The organism is Butyrivibrio sp. MC2013 (assembly GCF_000424585.1).
GTDB lineage: Bacteria > Bacillota > Clostridia > Lachnospirales > Lachnospiraceae > Butyrivibrio.
In genome coordinates, this window is sequence record NZ_AUKE01000001.1 from 208,749 (window position 1) to 233,086 (window position 24,338).

The window sequence follows — 24,338 nt, forward strand, 5'->3', positions numbered from 1 at the left end:
TCTGCTTCCTTTCGAGTGGGTGGAATCTGACCATCTTATATCCCATAGAATAATATATAATTGTGTCCATTATGTGTCGCAGCAGCAAACTACTATCTCCACGACATGGATTCATCCGTTTCGACAATTTCCGAAAAAGCATTTTTAAATGCCGTTTCAAAACCAGCATTTTGTTCCGTACACTGCTCGTAATAAACATCGGACAAGTTTGAGACTTCATCCCCTCTAATTATAAGTTCCATAGCTTTTTGTTTTGTGTTATCATCCCAAAGCACGTCGTAGTGAAATTCTTCTATTTCCTGAAAAAATGAGTTTACCTGCATGGCATGAAATACAACAGTTTGGTAAATCTCTTCTTTGACAGGGAAAGAGCCTACTTCCGGCACAAACTCAACAAAAAGACACATTCCTTCTTCTGTTATATTAATCCTCACATTCTCAAGAAAACGAAAGTATGCTGCAGAATAATGCTCGACACTGTCCAAAATAAGCTTTTCTTTTTGAGATATGTCAAGCTCTTCCTCATCAGTCACCGTGTCCGCCTTGTCCCCTTGAAATTCATTTGGCTGACTACAAGCAGTCAGCAATAATGCTAATACCAAAGCTACAACTTTTTTACTTTGGTTCCTCATCGTCCTCTCACCTCCCATATTCATCAATACACTTCCGTTCATATTTAATTTTGGAGCAACAACTCTCATATATTTATAGACTATTGCATATTTCCTATTGACTCAGAAAAATGATGAGTCCTAGATGCCCACCTAAAATATTCAAAGGCCTTGAGTCAATTACAGACATTAGGATATATAGAAGAGCAACTTTTAGCGTAATCTAAAACACATTTTTGATTTTTCCTCCAGATGTATAAGGTGATCATTAATTAATATGTTGCCACTTGTAAGAAGTTTTTCTATTCCTCCCTCACGTATGGGAATGTACAGGATCCTGACTTATCTTGAGACCTGCGCAAGAAATGGTGTTAATGAATTCACTGCCCTCTTAAGACTGACTTCTAGAGAACCATATACTGTAGCAGAACTATTAGGCGGAGCATAACTCCGCCTAGAAATAGTGCTTTCTTTTCAACAAACATGAAGTTGTTACAACCCGATTTCTTTGTAGACTCTTTCTATAAAAGGAGTCTTATGTTCAATATACTTATCAATATCGTAAGGATAATTCCTTGCCCCTTCTTCTTTGATATGGCTGTACTCTCGCACAGCATCAGGATGGGTCCGTAGATAATCTCTGAATGCAATGTGTCTTTTCAGCTCAGGCGAATTCTCTGGACATACATACAAATGATGCTTTCTCAAATGATCTTTTCCATCGTATTTGAACGCCTCTCGCCCTGCGATGCCAAGGTCTCCTTCATGTCGATAACCTATTGCTCCCAAAGCTGATATAACTTCTTCCAATACAGTATAGTCCTTAATAACTACATCTATGTCTATAATAGGTTTTGCAGACAGTCCCTCAACAGAAGTGCTACCGACATGCTCAATCCTCATTGCCAGTTGTCCAAGAGCAGATACAAGTTCATTTTTTATCATAAGAAAATCTTGTTTCCATTGTTCATCGTATGGCAACACAACGACATGCTTGGTAATCACTCTAACTTACCTCCTTGAATTTCATTTTATTTCCTAGAGAAATGGCTATGCCCACATCCAAAAACAGGAAGTTGTCTATGCCTTATGCCTGCTTACGGCAAATATAGAGAAGATGATTTGTGTTGCCTAATAGCTCTCTCTTTTCGGAAAAAGCCAGATACCATTCAGCAAGGGCTTTAAATTCCTCATCGGTCATAGAAAAGTCAGGACGCTTTTCGATCGGCTCCATCAGTCCGTCCACACCTGCTGTTGTTATCCATTTGACAGGCTTCTCACGAAAAAGTCCCTCGAATTCTGTAACATCATATCCTGTAAACAGCTGTTCTTTGAAATGCCTTACCTGATAATCCTTTGTAAAGTTTTCTGCTTGTCCTTCAGCCCAGTTACCATAGAAATAATTCGCATACATTATCGCAAACACGGATATGAAGGCAAACAGAATTACTCCATTTGGCTTTGTGACCCGAATCGCCTCATCAATCGCGCAATTCACTTCATCCTTCTCATACAAGTGATACATGGGGCCAAGGAACAGCGTTACATCAAAAGTGTTATCTGAGAATTGGCTCAGATCTGTAGCATCTCCTTGGAAAGATTGGATATTTGCCATTCCTTTGCTGTTTTCTCTGAGAACGGCGAGATTACTCTCGACCAGTTCAACCGCTGTCACATTCATGCCTTCGCTTGCAAGGGCAATGGAGTATCTTCCCGTTCCAGCGCCAACTTCAAGAATTGCTGAATCCTCACTTGCATAGCGGTGGATATAATTCATCGTTGTGCAGAATTCCAGCTGGCCGTGCCGCGATCTTGTAGTCCGTCCTTCTTCGTCATATCGGCCATAAAAGCTGCTTACTATTTCTTTTCTGGTGCTCATATACGTTTCCTCACAAATCCCGATTTGCTTAATACAAAGATTCTAACCGTTTCAACAATAAAAATAAAGCCCACTGATGTGAGCTTCATTCTTCACTTCCATTTATCTGTGAATGGTAACAAGACTTTAGCCATCAGAAAAACCAATCATCCTCTTCCAGCACTGAGATTTCCAGATAGTCAAAGCCTATCTCCTCAATAAAGGAATCCTTTGTAAATCGGCATTTTCCGTGTTTTTTGAAATCTCTGACATTGACATCCAGCCAAATAGGCCTTGCCAGGTCCAGCTCCTCACATGCCTTGTCCAGTGCTCTCATGATCTTATGAGTGCGTGTGTCATCGGAATCATCACTTATGATGACATCCTGCTCTTCGTGATTGTCTTTAAAGCGCCGTACCCACAGCTTAAACATAGTTTACTTATCCTTTATTATAACATTTTTTTGATATAAGCCCCGGTGAAGGACTCTTTGACCTTGGCCACCTGCTCCGGAGTGCCCTTGGCCACGATTGTGCCGCCGCCGTCTCCGCCGCTGGGGCCCAGATCTATGATATAATCTGCAGTCTTGATCACATCTAGGTTGTGCTCTATGACAACAACAGAATTCCCCTGGTCAACCAATGTCTGCAATATATCCACCAGCTTGGCCACATCATCAAAGTGCAGTCCGGTGGTAGGCTCATCCAGGATATATATGGTCTTGCCTGTACTGGTCCTTGAGAGCTCTGTCGCCAGCTTGATCCTCTGAGCCTCACCTCCTGAGAGCTCTGTTGATGGCTGGCCCAGCTTTACATATCCCAGGCCTACATCATAGAGAGTCTGGATCTTCTTTCTGATCTTGGGCACATTCTGGAAGAAGTCAAGAGCTTCCTCCACAGTCATATCCAGCACATCATATATATTTTTGCCCTTATAATGTACGTCCAGAGTCTCCCTGTTGTAGCGCTTTCCTCCGCACACTTCGCAAGGCACATATACATCAGGCAAAAAGTGCATCTCTATCTTGACTATACCATCGCCTGAGCAGGCTTCGCATCGTCCGCCCTTCACATTAAAAGAGAAGCGTCCCTTGCTGTAGCCTCTGGCCTTGGCATCAGGGGTAGACGCAAAAAGGTCTCTGATCAGATCAAATACTCCTGTATATGTAGCAGGGTTGGACCTGGGGGTCCTGCCTATAGGACTCTGATCGATATCAATTACCTTATCCAGCTGCTCCATGCCTTCGATGGACTTGTGATCTCCGGGGATACACCTGGCCCTGTTCAGATCCCTGGCCAGATGCTTGTAGAGTATCTCATTAACCAGAGAGGACTTACCTGAGCCCGATACACCTGTTACCAGAGTCAGCACTCCAAGAGGTATCTTCACATCTATACCTTTGAGATTATGCTCTCTGGCCCCCTTTACAGTAAGCCAGCCTGTAGGTTTTCTGCGGCACTTTGGCACCATGATCTTCTTCTTGCCCGACAAATACATACCTGTCAGGGAAGCAGGATTATCCATGATCTCCTCTGCTGTTCCACAGGCTACTATCTCACCGCCATGGGAACCTGCACCGGGTCCCACATCCACTATATAATCCGCAGCTCTCATGGTGTCTTCATCGTGTTCTACCACAATGAGGGTATTGCCCAGATCTCTCAGGTTCTGAAGGGTGGCCAGGAGCTTGTCATTGTCCCTCTGATGGAGTCCTATACTGGGCTCATCCAGGATATAGCATACGCCGCAGAGGCCGGAGCCTATCTGGGTAGCCAGCCTGATCCTCTGAGCCTCGCCGCCTGAGAGGGTACCTGTTGCCCTGGACAGAGACAGATAGTCCAGTCCCACGTCTACCAGGAAGCCTACCCTGGCCCTGATCTCCTTTAGGAGCTGTGCACCTATGAGGAGCTGATGCTCTGACAGATCCAGCTTTGAAAGGTATGAATGCAGCTCCTTGATAGACATAGAGGTGATCTCAAATATATTTCTTGAATCTACAGTCACCGCCAGGGATTCTGCGCGTAGCCTCTGACCCTTGCAGGCTGTACAGGGAGTAATGGTCATATACTCTTCATATTCAGCCTTGGCAGACTCAGAGTATGTCTCCCTGTACCTGCGCTCCACATTTTTGATGATACCGTCAAAGAGGATGGGATAATCTCCCTCTCCCCTCTGCCCCTTGTAATGCACATTGACAGTCTTGTCCGCGCCATTTATGAGTATATTCCTGATCTTAGCCGGATAATCCTGAAAAGGGGTATCCAGGCTGAATTTATAAGCTTTGGAGAGAGCCTGCAATGTTGCATTGGTAAAGCTGCCCTCCTTGTCCGAGCTCTGCCAGCCCATGACCTGGATAGCACCTTCACTTATAGACAGTGAAGGATCCGGGATGATCAGCTTCTCATCAAATTCCATCTTGTAGCCAAGGCCTGAGCACTCAGGGCAGGCTCCGTAAGGATTGTTAAAAGAAAAGCTCCTGGGCTCTATCTCAGGTATACTGATACCGCAATCAGGGCAGGAGAAATTCTGTGAGAAATTCATCTCCTTACCGCCGATGACATCCACCAGGAGAAGACCTTCTGCCAGTCCCAGAGCATTCTCTACGGAATCTGTAAGCCTGCCTCTAATGGACTCAGGATCATCCTTGATCACCAGTCTGTCTACTATGATCTCTATGGAATGCTTGATGTTCTTATCAAGGCTAATCTCTTCGGAGAGGTCGTACTGATTGCCATCTACGCGCACACGCACATATCCGGCCTTGGTAGCCCTTTCAAAGACCTTCTCATGCATACCCTTCCTGCCTCTGACAACAGGAGCCATGATCTGGATCTTTGTGCCCGGCTCCAGAGCCAGTATCTGGTCAGCCATCTCATCTACGCTCTGTCTTCTGATCTCCCTGCCGCAGCTAGGGCAGTGGGGGATTCCTATCCTGGCATAGAGGAGACGGAAATAGTCATATATCTCTGTAACAGTACCCACTGTGGACCTGGGGTTTCTGTTGGTGGATTTCTGATCTATGGATATGGTGGGAGATAGACCCTCTATCTTTTCCACATCCGGCTTGTCCATCTGTCCCAGGAACATCCTGGCATAGGAGGACAAGGATTCCATATATCTCCTCTGTCCTTCTGCAAAAATTGTATCAAAAGCAAGGGATGACTTGCCTGAACCTGACAATCCGGTAAAGACAGTAAGACAGCCCCTTGGGATATCCACATTTATTCCCTTTAGATTGTGCTCTGCAGCTCCTCTGACCCTGATATAGTCATGGGGATCTATGGGAAGGGGATGCCTTGTATGACTGATAGTCCCTGTATATACGCTCTTTTCAGGCTCTGTAACTGCTTCCTTTTTCTTGCCTGCCATCTGCTGACTCCTTTTTAAAAAATCCTTTGAAATACTATGCTCTATAGCCTTTTACTGTGTGCTATGAATAAGCTTTGCTGCTTCTCGTAGGGCTTACGACCTGCCTATACTTTCCAGGTTCTTGTTAAGCTCTATCATCTGATCACGCAGCATGGCTGCTGATTCGAAATCCAGCTCTGCTGCAGCTTTTTGCATCTTCTTTCTGATCTTGCCGATAAGCTTTTCCAGTTCGCTCCTGCTCATGGACTCCGGATCCTTCTCGAATCTCTGCTCCTGTCTTGCAGCCTCCTTGGTGATCGCTATAAGGTCCCTGACAGCCTTGCGTATGGTAGTAGGGGTAATGCCGTGCTCCTCATTATAGGCCATCTGGATCTGCCGGCGCCTCTTAGTCTCATCTATAGCCTTCTGCATGGAGTCTGTCATATTATCCGCATACATGATAACGCGTCCTTCAGAATTACGGGCTGCACGTCCTATGGTCTGTATCAGTGAAGTCTCGGACCTGAGGAAGCCTTCCTTGTCAGCATCCAGTATTGCTACCAGACTGATCTCAGGGATGTCCAGACCTTCCCTTAGTAGGTTGATACCTACCAGTACATCAAATACGTCCAGTCGCATATCCCTTATGATCTCGCTTCGCTGAAGCGTATCTATGTCTGAATGGAGATACCTGACTTTGACGCCGTTCTCTGCCAGGTACTCTGTGAGATCCTCTGCCATGCGCTTGGTCAGGGTAGTCACCAGGACCTTGCGGCCTGCCCCTGTCTCCTTCCTGATCTCTCCTAACAGGTCGTCTATCTGCCCCTCTGTAGGTCTCACATCCACCTCGGGATCCAATAGTCCCGTAGGCCTTATGACCTGCTGAGCTCTAAGGAGCTCATGCTCGCTCTCATAGGGACCGGGAGTAGCTGAGCAAAAGAGCATCTGATCAATACGACTCTCAAACTCATTAAAATTAAGGGGTCTGTTATCCAATGCCGAAGGAAGCCTGAAGCCGTAATCAACCAGTGTCTGCTTTCTGGACCTGTCGCCATGATACATGGCACCTATCTGAGGAATGGACATATGAGACTCATCCACTATTATCAGGTAATCCCTGGGGAAGAAGTCCATAAGTGTAAGAGGCGGCTCTCCTGCCTTCATGAAGTTCAGGTGCCTGGAATAGTTCTCAATGCCTGAGCAAAAGCCTGTCTCCCTCATCATCTCTATATCAAAATTGGTCCTCTCGGAGATACGCTGCGCTTCTATAAGCTTGTCTTCCGACTTAAAAAAACGGATCTGCTCCTCCAGCTCCTTTTCAATATTGTCGCAGGCTCTGTTGATCTTCTCCTGAGGTACCACATAGTGAGAAGCTGGATAGATCATCACGTGAGAGAGCTCATTTAAGACCTTGCCGCTTAAGGGATCTGCTTCACATATCCTGTCTATCTCATCACCAAAGAATTCTATCCTGAGTATCCTGTCAGTGGCATTGGCAGGAGCCACTTCCAGCACATCCCCGTGGACTCTGAAATTACACCTGGCCAGATCCATGTCATTGCGCTGATACTGTATGGCTATCAGGTCCCTTATCACATCGTCCCTGTCCTTATTCATACCGGGCCTTAGGGATATGGACATCCCCTTAAATTCCTCAGGGCTGCCCAGACCGTATATGCAGGATACAGATGCCACTACTATGACATCTCTTCTCTCTGACAAGGAAGCTGTAGCTGATAGCCTTAGCTTGTCTATCTCATCATTGATGGCCGAGTCCTTGGCAATATACGTATCAGTCTGAGGTACGTAGGCTTCAGGCTGGTAATAATCATAGTAAGATACAAAGTATTCCACCGCGTTTTCAGGGAAGAACTCCTTCATCTCGCCGTAGAGCTGGCCTGCCAAAGTCTTATTATGAGATATTATAAGTGTGGGCTTGTTAAGGGCCGCAATGATATTGGCCATGGTAAAGGTCTTACCGGAACCTGTAACGCCAAGCAGGGTCTCAAACTGGTTACCCTGTATGAAGCCCTCGACAAGTTCCTTTATAGCCTGCGGCTGGTCGCCCGTAGGTTTGAAATCCGAATGTAATTTGAAGTTCATTCTCTATTATTCCTCAGCACTCAATATCAACCTTGTACATTTCCTGTTGCTATATATGCTAAAAATCCACCATAAGTCTCTATGCCGGATTATACTATATTTCGCATTAGCATTTCAAGTTCTCTTTTGTATGCTTTTTCAGCACATTCAATACTATAAGTAACTGTTCACCCCTATGCAAAGACAAAAATAGCGCTGCTGCAGAAGTACATTTTCTGCAGCAGCGCCATATGATCACCTACAGTGTTTGAACAGCTACCAGCACATCAATTAAGCATGGCTGCCACTTCCTGAAGGGCTCTGTTGAGCTGATTATCACTGCCGTTTTCTTTGTAGGCATCTATATCATAGTCCAGCTCAATATCAGGCTCGATACCTGTACCATGGATATTTACGCCCGAGGGAGTGTAATACTTACTCACTGTGAGCTTCACTGCCGTGCCGTCACTAAAGGGAATGACCTTTTGCACGATACCCTTACCGTAGGTGGTGGTGCCGATCAAAGTTCCCTTATTGTAATCCTTGATAGCTCCTGCCAGGATCTCGGAGGCACTGGCTGAATAGCCGTTTACCAGTACTGTCATGGGCACATCAAGTTCATTCTTGCCATTGCACTCATAGTCTATCCTCTTGCCATCCTTATCGACGGTATATACTATGACGCCCTTGGGCAGTATCATCTTGGCTATGTCACATACTGCAGCAAGGCTTCCGCCGGGATTACTCCTCAGATCCAGTACCAGCCCTCTCATGCCCTGATCCTGCAGATCTTCCAGCGCATCTGCAAACTGCTGGGTAGTCACAGTATCAAACTCTGAGATCTTGATATAGCCTATATCCCCTTCTTTCATCTCATGGGATACTGTAGGAGTCTCTACCTTGCGGCGCTCTACTTCCTGTTCAATAAAGTCACTCTCTCCCTGTCTGTAGAGAGTCAGGGTCACTATAGTATGCTCCTCGCCCTTGACCTTGCTGACGAACTCTTCAAGAGTCATGCCATCTGTCTCTATACCATCTACCTTGTAGCAGATATCACCTGCCATCAGTCCTGCCTCCTGAGCAGGTGTACCCTCCATGATACCGGAGATCACAGGAAGCCCTGTATCCTGATCAAGAGATATATAAGCACCAATGCCATAATAGATACCTTCTGTATCACTCATGAGCTCGGTCAACTGTTCTTCGGTGTAATATACCGAATAGGGATCTCCCAGGCTGTCCAGCATGCCTGTGTAGATGCCGTTTTCCAGTTCAGAGGCAGATATCTCCGAAGCATCCAGATAATTATCTTCAATGGTATCCTCAAGAAGCTGCAATTTGGCATTTACTTCATCATTGACAATGGAGATATACTCTTCTTCGTCGTCTTCATAAGCCTTGTTCTCATCATCAGAAGCCTTCGCTTCGTCCTTATCAGCCGCAGATGACGCCGACGCTTCCCCACCATGAGAGAGAAGTGACTCTTTGGCTTCATTGTAATCCACTCTGTGGACTTCAGGCCCACGCCTCATCACCACAAGTATTACAAAAGCTGCAGACATAGCCATCCCCAGGATCACGCCTATGAGGATCCCCAGAAATACAGCCAGGCCCTTGCCTTTCTTCTTCTGAACAGGTGGATAATTGTTGTTGTAATAATAGTTGTCCATTTCTATACTTCCTAATATCTGTTACTTAAGATAATTCCAGGGGCTTACATAGCCTCCGTTTAATCGCACACCAAAGTGAAGGTGAGGACCTGTGGATCGTCCAGTGGAACCTACTGCTGCAATATTCTGCCCGGCTGTGACGTTCTGACCTGCAGATACATAGAGGGCAGATGCGTGCATGTACACTGTATACAGGCCATCGCCATGATCGATCATCACATAATTGCCCATGGATGAAGAGTATGCTGCCGCAATCACGGTGCCATTATAGGCCGCCAGTATGGACGAGCCTGTGGGCGCTGCCAGGTCCACTCCATTGTGCATCTTCTGTATGCCCAGAGTAGGATGCATTCTCATACCATAGTCATCAGATATCCTGGTATAGCCTGGACATGGCCAGGTGAACATGCCTCCGTCATAACTCCTCTTGGGAGTATTAAGTGCTGCCTTTTCCTGGGCAACTGCCTTTTCCAGAGCGGCGATGGTGGCATTTTCTTCTGCTATCTGAGCCTCATAGGCAGCAATAGCAGAATCCTTGTCCTTGATATCTCCATTGACCGCAGCCAGCTCGCCTCTTTTGATCTCCAGGGCAGCTTCCATATCCTTTCTGTCCTGCTCAGCCACGGCTTTGGCCTCTTCCAGAGTAGCCTGCTCTTCTTCCAGAGTCTCCTTGGTGGCCTTGACCAGCTCTGTGGTCTCTATATACTCAGCCAGTTTATTCTGGTCATATTCGGAGAGTTCCTTGATATACTCGGCTTTATTGAGCATATCCGAGTAATTATCTGCTTCCAGGACCATCTCCAGCATATATACATCTCCCCGCTCATACATAAAGCGGATCCTCTTTTTCATGGACTCATACTGCGCTTCCTGCCTGGCCTGGGATTCTTCCAGCTCTTTCTTTGTCTTTGCTATCTCTTCTTCTTTTTCGCTGATCTTCTTCTCCAGCTCGTCCAGGGTCTCCTGCATTTTGGTCAGTTCCGCGTCGATATCCTTAATCTTTGAGTTTATATCCGCTTTACTTGATTCCAGTTTCTGCTTGAGGTCTTTAAGTCCTTTCAAAGAGTTCTTGAGATTATCTCTTTCCTTCTTTTCCTGGCTGATCTTATTCTCTTTTTCCCTGATACTGTCAGTGGTGGCAGCATATATTGGAGTGACCGGTGCCTCTCTAACAACTCCGGCGCATAGCGCCAGTACAATGCCTACCCTGATCAGTCTCCCCCGCAGCTGTAAGCTCTTCAAACAAAGTCTCCCGATTATACTTTAAGATGATGATGTACGGTTACAAAGCTTCCGATGAAGCCGATGCCCACGCCTATACCTACAGACAAAGGTACCAGATTGTCAAAGACATTCTGGACAGGAAGGAACACCAGAATATTCTCCAGAAGAGAATAATGTACTCCCACATATGCCACCACCTTGGTATAGAGGTAGAATACAAGGGCAAGAGGTATCATGGAGCCTACAAGTCCTATGATGACACCTTCTATCACGAAGGGAGCTCTGACAAAATAGTCTGTAGCTCCGATGTACTTGGCTATCTCAATCTCATCCTTACGAACAGCTATACCGATAGTGACAGTATTGCTGATCAGGAATATAGATACTGCCAAAAGGACTGCAATGATACATACGGACACCAGGGCAATAAACCTGTTCATACCGCTAAGGGTAGATGCTGTCACTTCAGACCTTCTCACTTCCCTGACTATATTGATGCTCTCAATATAGGTTACCAGCTGTGGCTGCATGGACACATCCTTCATGTAAATCTGAAGGTTGGAGGAATCTTCCAGAGGGTTCTCTGTAAAGCCGTCTGCATATTCTCCCAGATACTCATCTTTAAAGCTGTTCCAGGCATCCTCTGCGGATACATAATCAACCTTGGATACTTCAGTCCTCTTCTCCAGCTGACTTGCAAGAGCCGTCATCTCATCCTCTGAAGTGCCCTCGTTAAAAAATACTGTTATGGACACGCCTTCTTCCGCCGTCTTTACAATATTCTGGAAATTGGCAACTATGGAATAGAACATTCCAAGCAGGAAGAGACAGGCCGTCATAGTAGCGATGGAGGCCAGTGTATACCACCTGTTTCGGGTCAGATTCCTGAAGCCCTGGCCAATAGTATAAAAGAAAGTACTAATACTCTTCATCTATGTATACACCCTTCTCTGCATCATCTATGATGACGCCTTTCTTCATGGTAATAACACGCTTCTGCATTTCATTGACGATCTCTCTGTTATGAGTGACCATGACCACAGTGGTACCTGCTGCATTGATCTTATCAAGCAGCTTCATGATCTCCCAGGAAGTATTGGGATCCAGGTTACCTGTAGGCTCATCTGCCAGCAAAATAGCAGGCTTATTAACAAGAGCTCTTGCAAGTGCCACCCTCTGCTGCTCACCGCCGGAGAGCTGTGTCACCTTACTCCTGTACTTACCTGCCAGGCCAACAGTTGCAAGGATCCTCTGGACGTTACGTCTGATGATCCTGCCGGGTACCTGTATTATGTGCTGTGCAAAGGCAACGTTGTCATATACGTTGCGATCGGGCAGCAATCTGAAATCCTGGAAAACAATGCCGATATTACGGCGGAATTTGGGTATCTTACCGTGAGTGATCTTCCCAAGATTATATCCCATTACTGTGATATCACCGCTTGTGGGCTTAAGCTCTCTCATAAGTAGCTTAATCAGAGTGGACTTGCCGCTTCCGCTATCGCCCACTATAAATACAAACTCACCCTTTTTGATATGGAGATTTACTCCGTTAAGTGCGTTTACGTTATTAGTGCTGTCGGGATATATTTTTGTGACGTTTTCAAGAGTAATGATCTCGTCACCGGGAATCCTCTTCTTTTTTCTCTTAGTCCCCTTATCCATTAACTCCTCCCCAATATTTTACCTGTACTCGAATTTCTCCATATATTTCATATACTTGACAACCATAAGAGCGATCTTGAAGGTAATGGCATCTTCAAACACCCTAAGGTCCAGACCGGTACTCTTCTGAAGCTTGTCCAGCCTGTATACAAGAGTGTTACGATGTATGAACAGCTGACGGGATGTCTCTGATACGTTGAGATTATTTTCAAAGAACTTGTCGATGGTCACAAGTGTCTCTTCATCAAAATCATCAGGATTCCTGCCGCCGAATATCTCATTGATGAACATCCTGCAAAGAGGGATGGGCAGCTGATAGATCAGCCTTCCAATGCCCAGCTCAGCATAGCTGATGACCTTTCTGCCATCAAAGAAGATTTTGCCTACATCAAGAGCCATCTTGGCCTCCTTGTATGAACGGCTGACTTCCTTAAGCTCGCCCACAATGGTACCAAGGGATATCTTGACCTTCTTGAGTCCTGCCTTCTCCAGTTCCTTGGACAGTTCTCTGGCATAGAGACTCAGATCACTGACGCTGTCATAGTTAGTCGCATCCTTGACTATGATAACGTTGTCCTCATCAACCTCGGTCACAAAGTCATCACCACTGCCAATGGCAGTCTTGGTGATCTCAAGAGCTCCTGCCTCTCTTCCGTTGGAAGACTCCATGATCATGGTGATACGGGGAGTTTCTGACTGAATGTGAAGCTTCTTTGCCCTGGAATAGATATCCACAAGGAGCAGATTATCCAGAAGGAGATTCTTGATAAAGTTGTCCTTATCAAAACGCTCTTTATAGGCAACAAGCAGCCCCTGAAGCTGGAATGCGATCATCTTGCCCAGCATGTATGTATTCTCACCGCTGCCACTGGCGATCAGTATATACTCAAGCTGCTGCTCGTCAAAAATCTTAAAAAACTGCTGGCCCTGAATCTCCTGGGACTGGGCAGGTGATGATACAAAGTCTCTTGCGGCCACGGAAACATCGGCAGCTTCAGACATAGTAGATGCTACCTCCTTGCCGTCCACATCAAGCACACACAGCTCCACATGAGCTATGTTCCTAAGTCCGTCAATTGTACTTTGCAGGATCTGATTCGAGATCATAATGTATGCCCCCTTCGAACATTCAATATAAGAGTTACCCCTACTGTATTGTAAAGCAGTTTACTGCAAAAATCTACAATAATCGCCTTGTTTTTTGTGAAATATTTACAGACGACTATTTTTTTGCATAATATTATCCTTTTTTCGTCTGCATATTAACTAAATCTTGCACAAAAGCAGCTAGTAATTTTTGATCTGCGAATAGCCGATATATATTTAAGCAAAAAGCACAAGGAGGTGGTTCCAATGGATATTGCAGGATTATCAACCGCTCTGTCAATGAACAGGACAATGAACGATGTGGGTATCGCAGTTCTTTCCAAGCAGCTGGATGCCAACAAGGATGCGGGACAGGCTATGATCGCCAGCATGAATGCCATGCCGGGGCCTTCAGAAAGCTCTGTAAACCCATCAGTGGGAAGCCACATTGACATTTCGGTATGACCGAAAGATGCTTATTGCCTACACATCAAAGAAGCTGCCGCAGCTGCGGCAGCTTCTGATCATATATGGAATTTTAAGAAATGCTCTGTCAAAAACATGGCCCAATTATTTACCTTACAGCCTTAGGACTTTCTCCTGATACCTCTTTCAGTGATCTCTATCTTTCCCTCTTTGAGAAGGCGGCCCACGGCACGTTTGAATTCATTTTTGCTCATGGAGATCTTCTCTTTGATGATGTCGGGGCTGGCCTTGTCTGTAAAGGGAAGTAGTCCATTATAAGCATCTATCTCTTCCAGTATCCTGACTCCGTCTATATCCATCTGCTCAGAGGTCTTTTCCCTGATGCTCAGAGTAAGCTTGCCATCCTCTCTTACCTTGATGACTCTGGCCTCTATCTCATCGCTTATGCGGATATCCTTGTAGAGCTCTTTTTTGGGGATCAGAGCTGAGAAGATATCATCCACAGCTACAAATGCTCCGAAATTATCACTCATCTCGTATACAACGCCCCTGACCTTATCCCCTTCCTTATAGGGGCTGTCTGTCCTAAGATACTCGTAGACATTCATGGTTACGCACAGGCGGCTGGATTTGTCTATGTACATGGCGCAGAGGACATCTTCGTCCTTTTTTACACGCCTGGTCTGCTCATGGTAGGGAAGGAGCACATCCTTTTCCAGTCCCCAATCGCAGAAGGCTCCAATCTTGCCCACATCCTTGACATGTAGCCTTGTCACACCTCCCAGCATGATAAGTGGCTTTGCCATAGTTGATATGAGTCTGTCCTTGGAATCCTTATATAAAAATACCGTGAGCTCATCACCGATCTTGGTACCTTCCGGCACCTGTTTGCCGGGGAGCAGTACTCTCTCCGAGCCATCTGTTCCGGGCTCTGCAAGATAAATACCAAACTCTACTTTCTTGATAACTTTAAGTGTCTGTTCCTGACCTAAATTCAACATTGTTAGGCCTCCTTGTATATTCGTCCTATATTAGTGTCAATTCTATGACAGAATATGCGCGCTGCGCATCATCATCCAGTGAACAATAAAGGGTCCTGCCCTCTGAATTACACGTAGCACAGATCCTGGGATATATAACATCTCCCAGCCTTGCCTGCTTTCTGTACTCGGCCCTGATCCTGCCTATGGCACTCTCATCTACACCTAGGCAGTCCATAGCCATTTTGATATATTTGCCATTGTTCACATGCATGTTGGTATCCAGATGGAAGGGTGCTACTGTGACAGGGTCACAGGAGCTCACATCTGCGTTTTCGGGAAAAATTATCTTCCTTCCCATATATTCCATCGGCAATTTATCTTCAAGAGGATAGCCCTTTATGATATCTTCTGTTATCCTCTCAGGAGTCCCCCTGTCTGTATTCACAAGAGCCCATACCGAGTTGGCTACCGCAAGGCGCCTGCCTCCCATGTCATCCATAAAGAAATTTCTGTAGCCCACAAAGCCCTTAAGCTCATAGGGCACAGTGCCTGTAACTACATTTTCCCCAAGCTTTGGCCTTCTGAATATGTCTACCTGCCAGGAATTAACAACCCATACAAGCTTCCTGTCAGCCAAAAAGCTGATACCAACTCCTGAGTCCTCGGACTGAAATGTGGAGCAGTCCTGAAAATAATTCATAAGGGCCTCGGCTGTGAGCTCACCTGAAGGTCCCACTTCACTATAACGGATACGCGAATCAAACTTATACATATATTGTACTCCTTAACGACGGGAATCTCATCTATAAACAAGTATAGAAGATATATCTCCGCAGCCGATCACTGCCGCTGCTGCATCCTTATATGCCTGGGCATTGTCAGTATCAAGATTGGCATAATAGGCAAAGGCCGGTTTCTCTGAGCCGTCCTGCCTCCTTAGACCATTGGCCAGGCCCTGTGCTATCTCTCCGGGATCGTCCTTTTCTCTGCTGAGGATAAAGCCGTCTATGTGGCTGTTAGCCATAGCCTGTTCATAGCCAAAGGTCACGGACGCCGCCTGAAGGCCCTCTCCCTGGCTGGAGGTATAGCCCACCTCCGAGCAGAGGATGCTGCGTACTGAGCCGTCTCTCTTCAGGTAAGATGCACTACACATGTAATCTGTCAGCACTTCAATATTCTGCATTGTGATAAACCAGGTATCCCCGGAATGACTCACATATTTGGATGGGTTACTCCAGCTGGTGGGATTATAGAGGAATACGTTGTAGGGATGATGAGCCAGATCCCAGCCTATATTTCCTTCTCTGGCTATATAACTGTTAAAGGAGTCCAGAAAAGCCCTTCCGCCATAATACTTACCGGGCTCAGAGGTTTTACTCCACTGCTGGTCTATAGGCAGATATACCCCCGCATTGGCATTCTCAGACTTGATGGCTGTATAGAATATCCTGAAGGAATCTGCTATAGCCCTGGCATATGTATCTACATCAACAGCTGACATATAATTCCAGTCCTGCCTGGCATTGACCTCATTGCCTATTATAAAATTATCCACCTGGCCATGAGCGCCGCTGTAGTGACTGGCCAGAAAGGATCCCACAGCTGCCAGTCTCTGAGCGCCCTCCGCATCAGAAGCATTAAATGCATAATAATGTCCAGCTCCCGGCACCCTTGATGAAGGATGGATAGTGGTCTGATCTGCCTGCCAGTCATTTAATATGATAAGGCTCACCCTGACACCGCACTGGGCAAAAACCTGCATCATGGAATCGTAAGCCGTGATCAGCCCCGCGCTAAAGTTGTAGGTCCTGCCGTTATACTCGTAGGGAATAGTACCACCCGAAGAGCTAAGGAGCTGGGAGAGCAAAATATTGTAGGTCGCCTGATCCGCCCCAACCGATGTAAGAGCAGCAGCTGATATGGGCGCTGCAGGAAGTATTCCTTTCTTACCGGCAGGTACTCTGGCCACCGTATGATCAGCTATTGCCTCAGGATTGACTATGTAAGCCGCATTGCTCACCATAGTCATGACACCGTCAATGACTGCTCCTACCATAAACTTCTTGTAGAGCCTGGAATCAGCTGTATCCGCCTTGAGGGACAGATGAAATACCGCTGTCCTGCCTGCCGAAGCAAAGGCAATAGAACGGCCATGAAGGGAATCAGAGCTCTCATATACATCTGCAGCATAGAGGTGGAGCATGCCATCATCAGTTCTAAACTCAGAAGGAGATGTAGCTGTCACGGTCACCGCACCGGAAACTATCCTTGCTGACAAACTGTAATGCCTGCCCGAGGCTGCATGGGCCCTTGTAGCAGCAAATCCGTCTCCTATAGCTGGAAATGCTATATCACCAGGCCAGGAAACTATCAAAAGAATTGCTGTTAAAAATATGGAAAGGAACTTTATAAAATATCTCATTTGTCCGATGTCATTTGTAGCGGCTTTATTATTCACAGATAAAGTCCTCCCTGCGACAAAAAAAAATCCCGTATGGCAATTACCATACGGGAGACGATAACTGGGCTAGCAGGATTCGAACCTGCGAAGTGACGGAGTCAGAGTCCGTTGCCTTACCGCTTGGCGATAGCCCACCGACAAGAATGTACTATACATGATATAGGGATGATTGTCAACAGGTATCCAATAATTTTTTGTGTTTTTTTATCATATCAGAATAAGGAGGTCAAAAATGGCCCAATCTTCCTCAGCATCCACAAAGAAAAATCGCAAGCTTGTCCTTAGTATTATCAAGGTGGCATTCCTGGCAGTTATTATCGAGGCAGTAGTCCTGCTGATAGTAGCTGCTACGAATATCAAAAAAGCTTACGTTACAGCCTTTGACAAGGAGCTCAGTGCAAGCTGTGTTCAATTGGACGAAATGCTTGGTAACATCCAGAGCGGCGACTGGGCTTATGACGGAAGCACCCTTACAAGAGATGGAGAGCCTGTATATGATGCATATAAGGAAAGTCTGACGAACCTTCGTAATAATACAGGCATTGAATATACCATTTTCTACGGCGACACCAGGATCATATCCACCATGGCAGGTGTAGAAGGTACCAAGGCATCTGATACTGTCATCTCACATGTACTAAAAGGCGGCAATCGCTATCTGGCCAAGAACATCCTCATAGGCGACACCAGATATTATGCCTATTACATTCCTATCAAGAACTCTGATGGCAAGATCGTAGGCATGCTCTATTCCGGAGAAAATGCAACTTCAGTTAATAAAAGCCTCACCGATGCACGTATCATGATGATCATAATAGCAGTGATCATAATAATCATAGTAATGGGTATAGGCCTCTTCCAGTTAAAGACATCCTCCGCAGCCATCAAGGATATCACAGGGAGCCTGGCCATGATAAGAGAAGGTGACCTTACATTTAAATTTACAGATGCTACAAATGCCAGGAAGGACGAGCTGGGCATTATAGCAGAAGAGCTGACCAATCTCAGAGATAAGCTCTCATCTGTAATATCAACTACTCTGGAGCTGTCAGGCAAGGTCGAAGACTCCGGCAATTCCCTGTCAGATTCTGCAAGAGGAGCCAATGAAGCTTCAGATCAGGTCACCTCTGCTATCAGCGATATCTCCAGAAGCGCCCAGTCACAGGCAGATTCAGTCACAAACAGCGCCAGCAACACAGAGGAGATCGGCAACAACGTAGAGGCCATCTCCAGCAGTATAGATACTCTCAACAATGCAGCCAGCGAAATGATGACCGCTTCCAACCGTACAGTCAGCACTCTGGACAGACTCCTTCAGCGCAACAAGGAAGTCATGCAGTCAATGGAAGAGATCGATGCCCAGATCAGAGCCACCAACGATGCCGTCCAGGAGATCGCCAACGCTTCAGTGATCATCAATTCCATATCCGGCCAGACTAACCTACTTGCCCTGAATGCTTCTATTGAAGCTGCCAGAGCAGGAGATGCGGGTAAAGGCTTTGCAGTAGTAGCAAATGAGATCGGATCCCTGGCTGACCAGTCCGGCGAAGCTGCCGTATCCATCAGGCAGATCGTAGAAAACCTGGTAGCCGAATCCCAGAAATCCGTAGATACCATTGAAGGTCTCAAAGAAGGCTTCTCCAGTCAGAATGAGCAGCTGGGCGAGACCAAAAATGATATGGACGTAGTAATGGAAAACGTAGACAACGTAGACAGCGAGGCAAAAGAGATCGCTAGCAAGGTAAAGCTCCTAAGCTCCTCCAAGGACCGCCTCAACGAGATCATTTCCTCCCTCTCTGCCATCTCCAAGGACAACGTCTCCCTCACCAGCGAGACCAACAGCTCCATGGAGAACCTCAACTCCGCCTTCGAATACATAAACGGCACAGCAGGCGACCTCAAGAAATACGCCGACGACCTCCACACCGAGGTCAGCTTCTTCAAGGTAGGCACCTAAGCCGCCCCATACTCAACCAACACAGCCGCTCCCCTGCATAAGTGCCTTTTTCTGCTCACGCGAAGCTCGGGCGTTCATGGCCCTCCGCTCATCACTCTTTTTGATATGGCTCTGAACTCACGCCCCTTTTGGCCGATTCCTTGGTTTGTATCCGCAGTGAACGTTCATGAAAATGCTTGCTTTTACTTAGGCTCGATACGCAGCCTTTAACGCGCCCGTGAGAAATTTGTTTGAGCAGGGCGATTTGAAGCCATTTCAACAATGGTCATTGGGTGCTCTGCACCCATAAAGAACCCGAAAGTCCATCATACTAAACTTGTTTAGCGATTGGACTTTCGGGTTCTTTTATTACGCTCGCAAAGCGAGCTAATGACCATTGTTTAGTTAATTCCATCACTCGCCCTGCGAGTTTATTTCGAACGTGGCGCATTCTAAAAAGGCTGCGCGAGCCTTAGAAAAAGCAGCATTTGAAATGTTGTGAACGAGGATACAAACCAAGGAATCGGCCGGGGCGCTCAAACAACGAGCCATAGCAATCAAAAAGAGTTCTTTGCGGAGGGCTCATGAACGTATCCTTCTCTTCGCCAATCGCCAAAAGGCACTTATGCAGGGGAGCGGCTCCTGCCAGGTAGTGGCCGGGGGGCGGCGGAAGGGCAGCCCGGGGGGATCCTTAGCGGAGCTTGCCGTTTTGGGGAGCGTTGATGCGCAGGACGTCGCCTTCCTCGGGGAGGCAGCTGAGGGTGACCCTAAGCTGCTGCTTTGGATGGGGAGCGGAGTCCATGGGGGTGCCGTCAGCGTCAGTAATAGAGAGGACGCTGGCCAGAATATCCCTGCCGTCACGCTTCATGATCTCAATCTCTTCACCTACCGAGAACTTGTTGCGTTGCTCCAGCTCAAAGCCGGAATCAGCGTGGACAGCGCCTACTGTGCCCAGGTAGGTGTACTCATTGACATAGGTGTTGCTGTCGTAGATCTGGGCATCCTCTGCGGGCTTGCCATAGTAAAAGCCTGTCGTAAACTGACGATAAGTGCAGGAGCGGATTTCCCTCCTGTACCAGTCCATATTGGCCTCGTACTTCTCAGCTGATTCAAAATAGTCATCCAGGGCCTTTCTATAGGTCCTGGCCACGGTAGCTACGTAGAGAGCTGTCTTCATCCTGCCTTCGATCTTGCAGGAGTCCACGCCTGCATTTACCAGATCCGGGATGTGGTCTATCATGCACAGATCCTTGGAATTAAAGATAAAGGTGCCTCTTTCATTCTCGTATACAGGCAGGTATTCTCCGGGCCTTGATTCCTCCATGACAGCATATTTCCATCTGCAGGGATGGGTGCAGGCACCCTTATTGGCATCTCTGCCTGTAAAGTAGTTGGACAAGAGGCATCTTCCCGAATATGAGATACACATAGCGCCGTGTATAAAAGCTTCTATCTCAAGGTCCTCAGGGATATTTTCCCTGATGGTCCTGATCTCATTAAGAGAGAGTTCTCTGGCTGCCACTACCCTCTTGGCACCCAGCTTGTACCAGAATTTATAAGTCTCGTAATTGGTATTATTGGCCTGGGTAGATACATGGATATCTATCTCAGGACAGATCTCCCTGGCCATCATGAACATGCCGGGATCTGCTATGATCAGAGCATCAGGGCCCAGTTCCTTTAATTCGTGAAAATACTCTCTTGCTCCGTCCAGGTCATAATTGTGAGCCAGGATATTGGCTGTCACATGGACTTTGACAGAGTGAGCATGGGCATATTCTATGGCTTTGGCCATATCCTCTTTGCCAAAGTTTTTGGCACCGGCCCTGAGGCCAAAGGCTTCTCCGCCTATATACACGGCATCTGCGCCGTAATCAACAGCAGTCTTAAATACTTCAAGACTTCCTGCAGGTATGAGGAGTTCAGGTTTTCTCATAAGCTTCCTTTCTTACTTTTACTTTTTTACAGACAGCGCCACACCGTCTCCTACAGTGAGGATACTGCTGACCAGTCTCTCATCATGAGTCAGGGTATGGAGATATTCTCTCATCCTTGCATGGATGGTACGATTTCGCCTGGTCACAGCAAAGCGCGACTCCACTACATCTCCGTCCTGGAGGACATTATCTGAGACCAATAGTCCCCCCGGAGCAAGTAGTCTTACTGCATCTTCAAAAAATGCAGGGTATTGACCCTTGGCTGCATCCATAAAAATAAAATCATACTCCCCTTCAAGACTCCCAAGTATCTCCAGAGCGTCCCCCTCAAGAAGTGTGATCTTATTATCAGTGTCATATGCAGCAAAATGCTCTTTGGCAATGGGTATCCTTACCTCATACTTCTCAATCGTAGTAATAGTGGTATCCTTGCCGGTATAATGTGCCATGAGAAGGGCTGAAAAGCCTGTAGCGGTCCCCACCTCCAGGATCCTTGCGGGGCGACTCAGCTGCAGCAGAGTCTTTAACAAGCTCTGCGTATCCCTTCTGATAATGGGTACGTCTTCCCTTATGGCTTCCTCTTCCAGCTTGTCCAGCCAGTCCGGGCCGCCGCTATCCATGGCACATATAAATGTGCGAAGCCTCTCCTGGTCAAGACCTGTGAGGTTCTTCTCATCAAAATCAGTCATTTCAATTCCTTTACTGCTCTTTGGCGGCGGAGGTTGCTGCCATCGCAGCCAGTATCTCATCAGGAGTCATGGATGTATTGAGTACATACACACCCGCCTGCTCCTTGCCATGATACTCGCTGAGGAGCTCCTGAAGGCGAAACAGAGTCTTGTCGCCAATCAGACGCTTGGCATAGAGATCATCAGCGATCTGTGAAACAGACTCTCCCAGGCTGACAGTCACTGTTACATCAACCCCTGCTCCTTCCGGAGCCATAGCCGTCTGGTTAAAAATACCTCTTCCGTAGCTGTAAGCCATCCTGGCCCCCTGCAATATGAAGAGGGCAGCGATCACAAGGCATACCATCCTTACGATCGCTGAGATAGTAGATATCCCCACCTCTTTTACGTTCACTTAAGAAACCTCCCTAATTCTCGTCCATAATGATGGGCAGGATCATAGGCCTTCTCTTGGTCTTCTTCCAGATAAAATCTCCCAGTGTATCCTTGACCAGATTCTTGATACGAGGCCAGTCACATCTGCCGCCGGCAAGAGCTTTAGTCACTTCATCCAGGACCAGATCTGTGGCATCTTCTATAAGCTCATCAGATTCCTTGACATATACAAATCCTCTGGACACTATGGTAGGACCTGATACCAGCTCACCTGTGGCTCTGCTGATACCCATTACGCAGATCACTATACCGTCTGCAGCCAGGCGTTGCCTGTCCCTAAGGACTACATTGCCCACATCGCCGACTCCTATACCATCTACCAGAACAGCGCCAACAGGCACTCTTCCGGCCTTTCTGGCTCCGTTATCATTGAGCTCTAAGATCTCACCGCTCTTAAGTACAAAGATATTTTCCTTGGGAATACCAAGGCTCCTGGCGATATCCCTCTGAGCATAGAGATGACGGATCTCACCATGTACAGGTACTGAATATTTGGGCTTAACAAGGTTATAGATCAACTTGATATCTTCCTGGCAGGCATGGCCTGATACATGCACATCCTGGAATATAACCTCTGCTCCCTGCATCATCAGTTCATTGATGACATTGGTAACAGGCTTCTCATTGCCGGGGATAGGATTGGATGAGAATATAACAGTATCTCCGGGCTTAATAGATATCTTCTTGTGCTGACCGCTGGCCATACGTGACAGCGCTGCCATGGATTCACCCTGGGAGCCTGTTGTGATGATGACCTGCTTGTTATCGGGATAATTCTTTAATTCATCAATATCAATGAGAGTATTATCCGGAACCTGGATGCACTCCAGCTTCTGGGCTATCTCTATGACATTGACCATACTGCGGCCTTCTACTACCACTTTTCTGCCGTATTGATACGCAGCATTGATGATCTGCTGCACACGGTCTACATTGCTGGCAAAGGTGGCCACTATGATACGGGACTTCTTGTGCTCTCTGAAAATAGTATCAAGAGCTGCACCTACAGTCTTCTCGGATGCTGTAAATCCGGGACGTTCCGCATTGGTAGAGTCGCACAAAAGGGCCAGTACGCCCTTTTTGCCTATCTCGCCAAATCTCTGCAAATCGATGGGATCTCCATAGACAGGAGTGTAATCAACCTTAAAGTCTCCTGTATGCACCACGGTTCCCGCAGGTGAATAGATAGCCAGCGCAGCAGCATCCACTATGGAATGGTTGGTCTTGATAAATTCTACTCTGAAATCACCCAGATTGATGGACTGGCCAAACTTTACAACCTTGCGGCGGGTATGATTCATCAGACCGTGTTCTTCAAGCTTGTGCTCAATAAGGCCCATGGTCAGACGAGTGGCATAAACAGGCACATTAACTTCCTTTAGAACGTAAGGAAGTGATCCGATATGGTCCTCATGGCCGTGAGTGATCACGAAGCCCTTGACCTTATCAATATTGTCCTGCAGATATGTTACGTCAGGTATGACCAGGTCTATTCCCAGCATATCATCATCAGGGAATGACAGACCGCAGTCCACCACAATAATACTGTCTTCGTAACGGAAGGCAGTAATGTTCATTCCAATCTGCTCCAGACCGCCCAGGGGGATGATCTGCAGCTTACCGGTATTGTCTGTATTCTTTTGTTGTCTCTTCAATTATTCCTCCATCTCAATGTCGATGCCTTCTTCAGACAAAAGCTTGGCAAAAATCTGTCCAACAGCGCCCAGTTCCCTGTCATCATCGACTATAGTATATAGAGCATCCGTATCCTCGGCGGAAGAATCATCTCTAAGTATCAGTGCATCAGCGTCTCCGTCCATGCTCTCCGATACAAGCAGATAGGTCTTGCCTCCGATTACAGTCTGCTCAAGTGCATAAAAGTCCACGGCCTTACCGCCGTCGGGACTTAATGTGATCTTCTCCATTT

At 46.8% G+C, this 24,338-nt stretch carries 22 protein-coding genes and 1 tRNA gene; 3 read left to right on the top strand and 20 right to left on the bottom strand.

The genetic code is table 11. The annotated features are described in order from the left end of the window. Positions 1–92: 92 nt before the first annotated feature. Complete coding sequence (locus G636_RS0100830) at positions 93–674, bottom strand: hypothetical protein (protein ID WP_196802994.1); 582 nt, start codon at positions 672–674, stop codon at positions 93–95. 256 nt (positions 675–930) lie between these two features. Between G636_RS0100830 and G636_RS20960 the strand changes: the two genes are divergently transcribed. Continuing rightward, on the top strand, positions 931–1,059 hold the full coding sequence (locus G636_RS20960; RefSeq protein WP_256379600.1) for a hypothetical protein: 129 nt from the start codon (positions 931–933) through the stop codon (positions 1,057–1,059). A gap of 44 nt (positions 1,060–1,103) precedes the next feature. Here the strand turns inward: G636_RS20960 and G636_RS0100835 are convergent, their stop codons facing one another. The 10 genes from G636_RS0100835 to G636_RS0100880 form a co-directional block, all read right to left on the bottom strand. Further along, on the bottom strand, positions 1,104–1,616 hold the full coding sequence (locus tag G636_RS0100835) for a GrpB family protein (protein ID WP_026506466.1): 513 nt from the start codon (positions 1,614–1,616) through the stop codon (positions 1,104–1,106). Positions 1,617–1,698: 82 nt separating this feature from the next. Beyond that, positions 1,699–2,490 (bottom strand): class I SAM-dependent methyltransferase, encoded by a 792-nt coding sequence (locus G636_RS0100840; RefSeq protein WP_026506467.1) that lies wholly within the window; start codon positions 2,488–2,490, stop codon positions 1,699–1,701. A 133-nt stretch (positions 2,491–2,623) separates the two neighbouring features. Continuing rightward, the gene (locus tag G636_RS0100845) at positions 2,624–2,902 is read right to left on the bottom strand and encodes a hypothetical protein (protein ID WP_026506468.1); all 279 of its coding nucleotides are present in this window, start codon (positions 2,900–2,902) and stop codon (positions 2,624–2,626) included. A 17-nt stretch (positions 2,903–2,919) separates the two neighbouring features. Further along, positions 2,920–5,838, bottom strand: a complete 2,919-nt coding sequence (gene uvrA / locus G636_RS0100850) for an excinuclease ABC subunit UvrA (RefSeq protein WP_081668202.1) — start codon at positions 5,836–5,838, stop codon at positions 2,920–2,922. A 93-nt stretch (positions 5,839–5,931) separates the two neighbouring features. After that, positions 5,932–7,920: an excinuclease ABC subunit UvrB gene (gene uvrB / locus G636_RS0100855; RefSeq protein WP_026506470.1), complete on the bottom strand. Its 1,989-nt coding sequence runs from the start codon at positions 7,918–7,920 to the stop codon at positions 5,932–5,934. Positions 7,921–8,186: 266 nt separating this feature from the next. Further along, positions 8,187–9,569 carry a S41 family peptidase gene (locus G636_RS16725; RefSeq protein ID WP_051226365.1) on the bottom strand — a complete coding sequence of 461 codons (1,383 nt, stop codon included), beginning with the start codon at positions 9,567–9,569 and terminating at the stop codon, positions 8,187–8,189. Positions 9,570–9,590: 21 nt separating this feature from the next. Then, on the bottom strand, positions 9,591–10,811 hold the full coding sequence (locus G636_RS0100865) for a murein hydrolase activator EnvC family protein (RefSeq protein WP_026506471.1): 1,221 nt from the start codon (positions 10,809–10,811) through the stop codon (positions 9,591–9,593). A gap of 14 nt (positions 10,812–10,825) precedes the next feature. Next, on the bottom strand, positions 10,826–11,725 hold the full coding sequence (gene ftsX, locus G636_RS0100870) for a permease-like cell division protein FtsX (protein ID WP_035778367.1): 900 nt from the start codon (positions 11,723–11,725) through the stop codon (positions 10,826–10,828). Then, complete coding sequence (gene ftsE / locus G636_RS0100875) at positions 11,712–12,410, bottom strand: cell division ATP-binding protein FtsE (RefSeq protein WP_026506473.1); 699 nt, start codon at positions 12,408–12,410, stop codon at positions 11,712–11,714. The genes ftsX and ftsE overlap by 14 nt, the downstream gene beginning before the upstream one ends. Before the next feature lie 66 nt (positions 12,411–12,476). Further along, entirely contained in the window at positions 12,477–13,565 is a 1,089-nt protein-coding gene (locus tag G636_RS0100880; RefSeq protein WP_026506474.1) for a PucR family transcriptional regulator, read from the bottom strand. Between the two features lie 246 nt (positions 13,566–13,811). On the opposite strand from G636_RS0100880, the gene G636_RS0100885 reads away from it, so the two are divergent. Then, positions 13,812–14,009 (top strand): YjfB family protein, encoded by a 198-nt coding sequence (locus G636_RS0100885; RefSeq protein ID WP_026506475.1) that lies wholly within the window; start codon positions 13,812–13,814, stop codon positions 14,007–14,009. A gap of 122 nt (positions 14,010–14,131) precedes the next feature. Here G636_RS0100885 and G636_RS0100890 read toward each other — a convergent pair whose 3' ends face one another. The 4 genes from G636_RS0100890 to G636_RS0100905 form a co-directional block, all read right to left on the bottom strand. After that, on the bottom strand, positions 14,132–14,971 hold the full coding sequence (locus G636_RS0100890) for a CvfB family protein (RefSeq protein WP_026506476.1): 840 nt from the start codon (positions 14,969–14,971) through the stop codon (positions 14,132–14,134). A 25-nt stretch (positions 14,972–14,996) separates the two neighbouring features. Further along, on the bottom strand, positions 14,997–15,725 hold the full coding sequence (locus tag G636_RS0100895; protein WP_026506477.1) for an acyl-[acyl-carrier-protein] thioesterase: 729 nt from the start codon (positions 15,723–15,725) through the stop codon (positions 14,997–14,999). Between the two features lie 27 nt (positions 15,726–15,752). Further along, a complete protein-coding gene (locus G636_RS0100900; RefSeq protein ID WP_026506478.1) occupies positions 15,753–17,411 on the bottom strand; it encodes a DUF5722 domain-containing protein in 1,659 nt (552 codons plus the stop codon). Between the two features lie 64 nt (positions 17,412–17,475). Further along, positions 17,476–17,548, bottom strand: a tRNA-Gln gene (locus tag G636_RS0100905). Between the two features lie 98 nt (positions 17,549–17,646). Here G636_RS0100905 and G636_RS0100910 point away from each other — a divergent pair. Continuing rightward, positions 17,647–19,371 (top strand): methyl-accepting chemotaxis protein, encoded by a 1,725-nt coding sequence (locus G636_RS0100910; protein ID WP_026506479.1) that lies wholly within the window; start codon positions 17,647–17,649, stop codon positions 19,369–19,371. A gap of 670 nt (positions 19,372–20,041) precedes the next feature. Here the strand turns inward: G636_RS0100910 and G636_RS0100915 are convergent. From G636_RS0100915 to G636_RS0100935, 5 genes are read right to left on the bottom strand one after another with little or no spacing between them, the layout of a single operon-like run. Then, the gene (locus G636_RS0100915; protein WP_026506480.1) at positions 20,042–21,286 is read right to left on the bottom strand and encodes a peptidase U32 family protein; all 1,245 of its coding nucleotides are present in this window, start codon (positions 21,284–21,286) and stop codon (positions 20,042–20,044) included. An 18-nt stretch (positions 21,287–21,304) separates the two neighbouring features. Continuing rightward, a complete protein-coding gene (locus G636_RS0100920) occupies positions 21,305–21,976 on the bottom strand; it encodes an O-methyltransferase (RefSeq protein ID WP_051226366.1) in 672 nt (223 codons plus the stop codon). A gap of 10 nt (positions 21,977–21,986) precedes the next feature. Beyond that, positions 21,987–22,370 (bottom strand): endolytic transglycosylase MltG, encoded by a 384-nt coding sequence (locus G636_RS19170; RefSeq protein WP_051226367.1) that lies wholly within the window; start codon positions 22,368–22,370, stop codon positions 21,987–21,989. 13 nt (positions 22,371–22,383) lie between these two features. Then, complete coding sequence (locus G636_RS0100930; RefSeq protein ID WP_026506481.1) at positions 22,384–24,066, bottom strand: ribonuclease J; 1,683 nt, start codon at positions 24,064–24,066, stop codon at positions 22,384–22,386. Then, entirely contained in the window at positions 24,067–24,336 is a 270-nt protein-coding gene (locus G636_RS0100935) for a DUF1292 domain-containing protein (protein ID WP_026506482.1), read from the bottom strand. Positions 24,337–24,338: the final 2 nt, after the last annotated feature.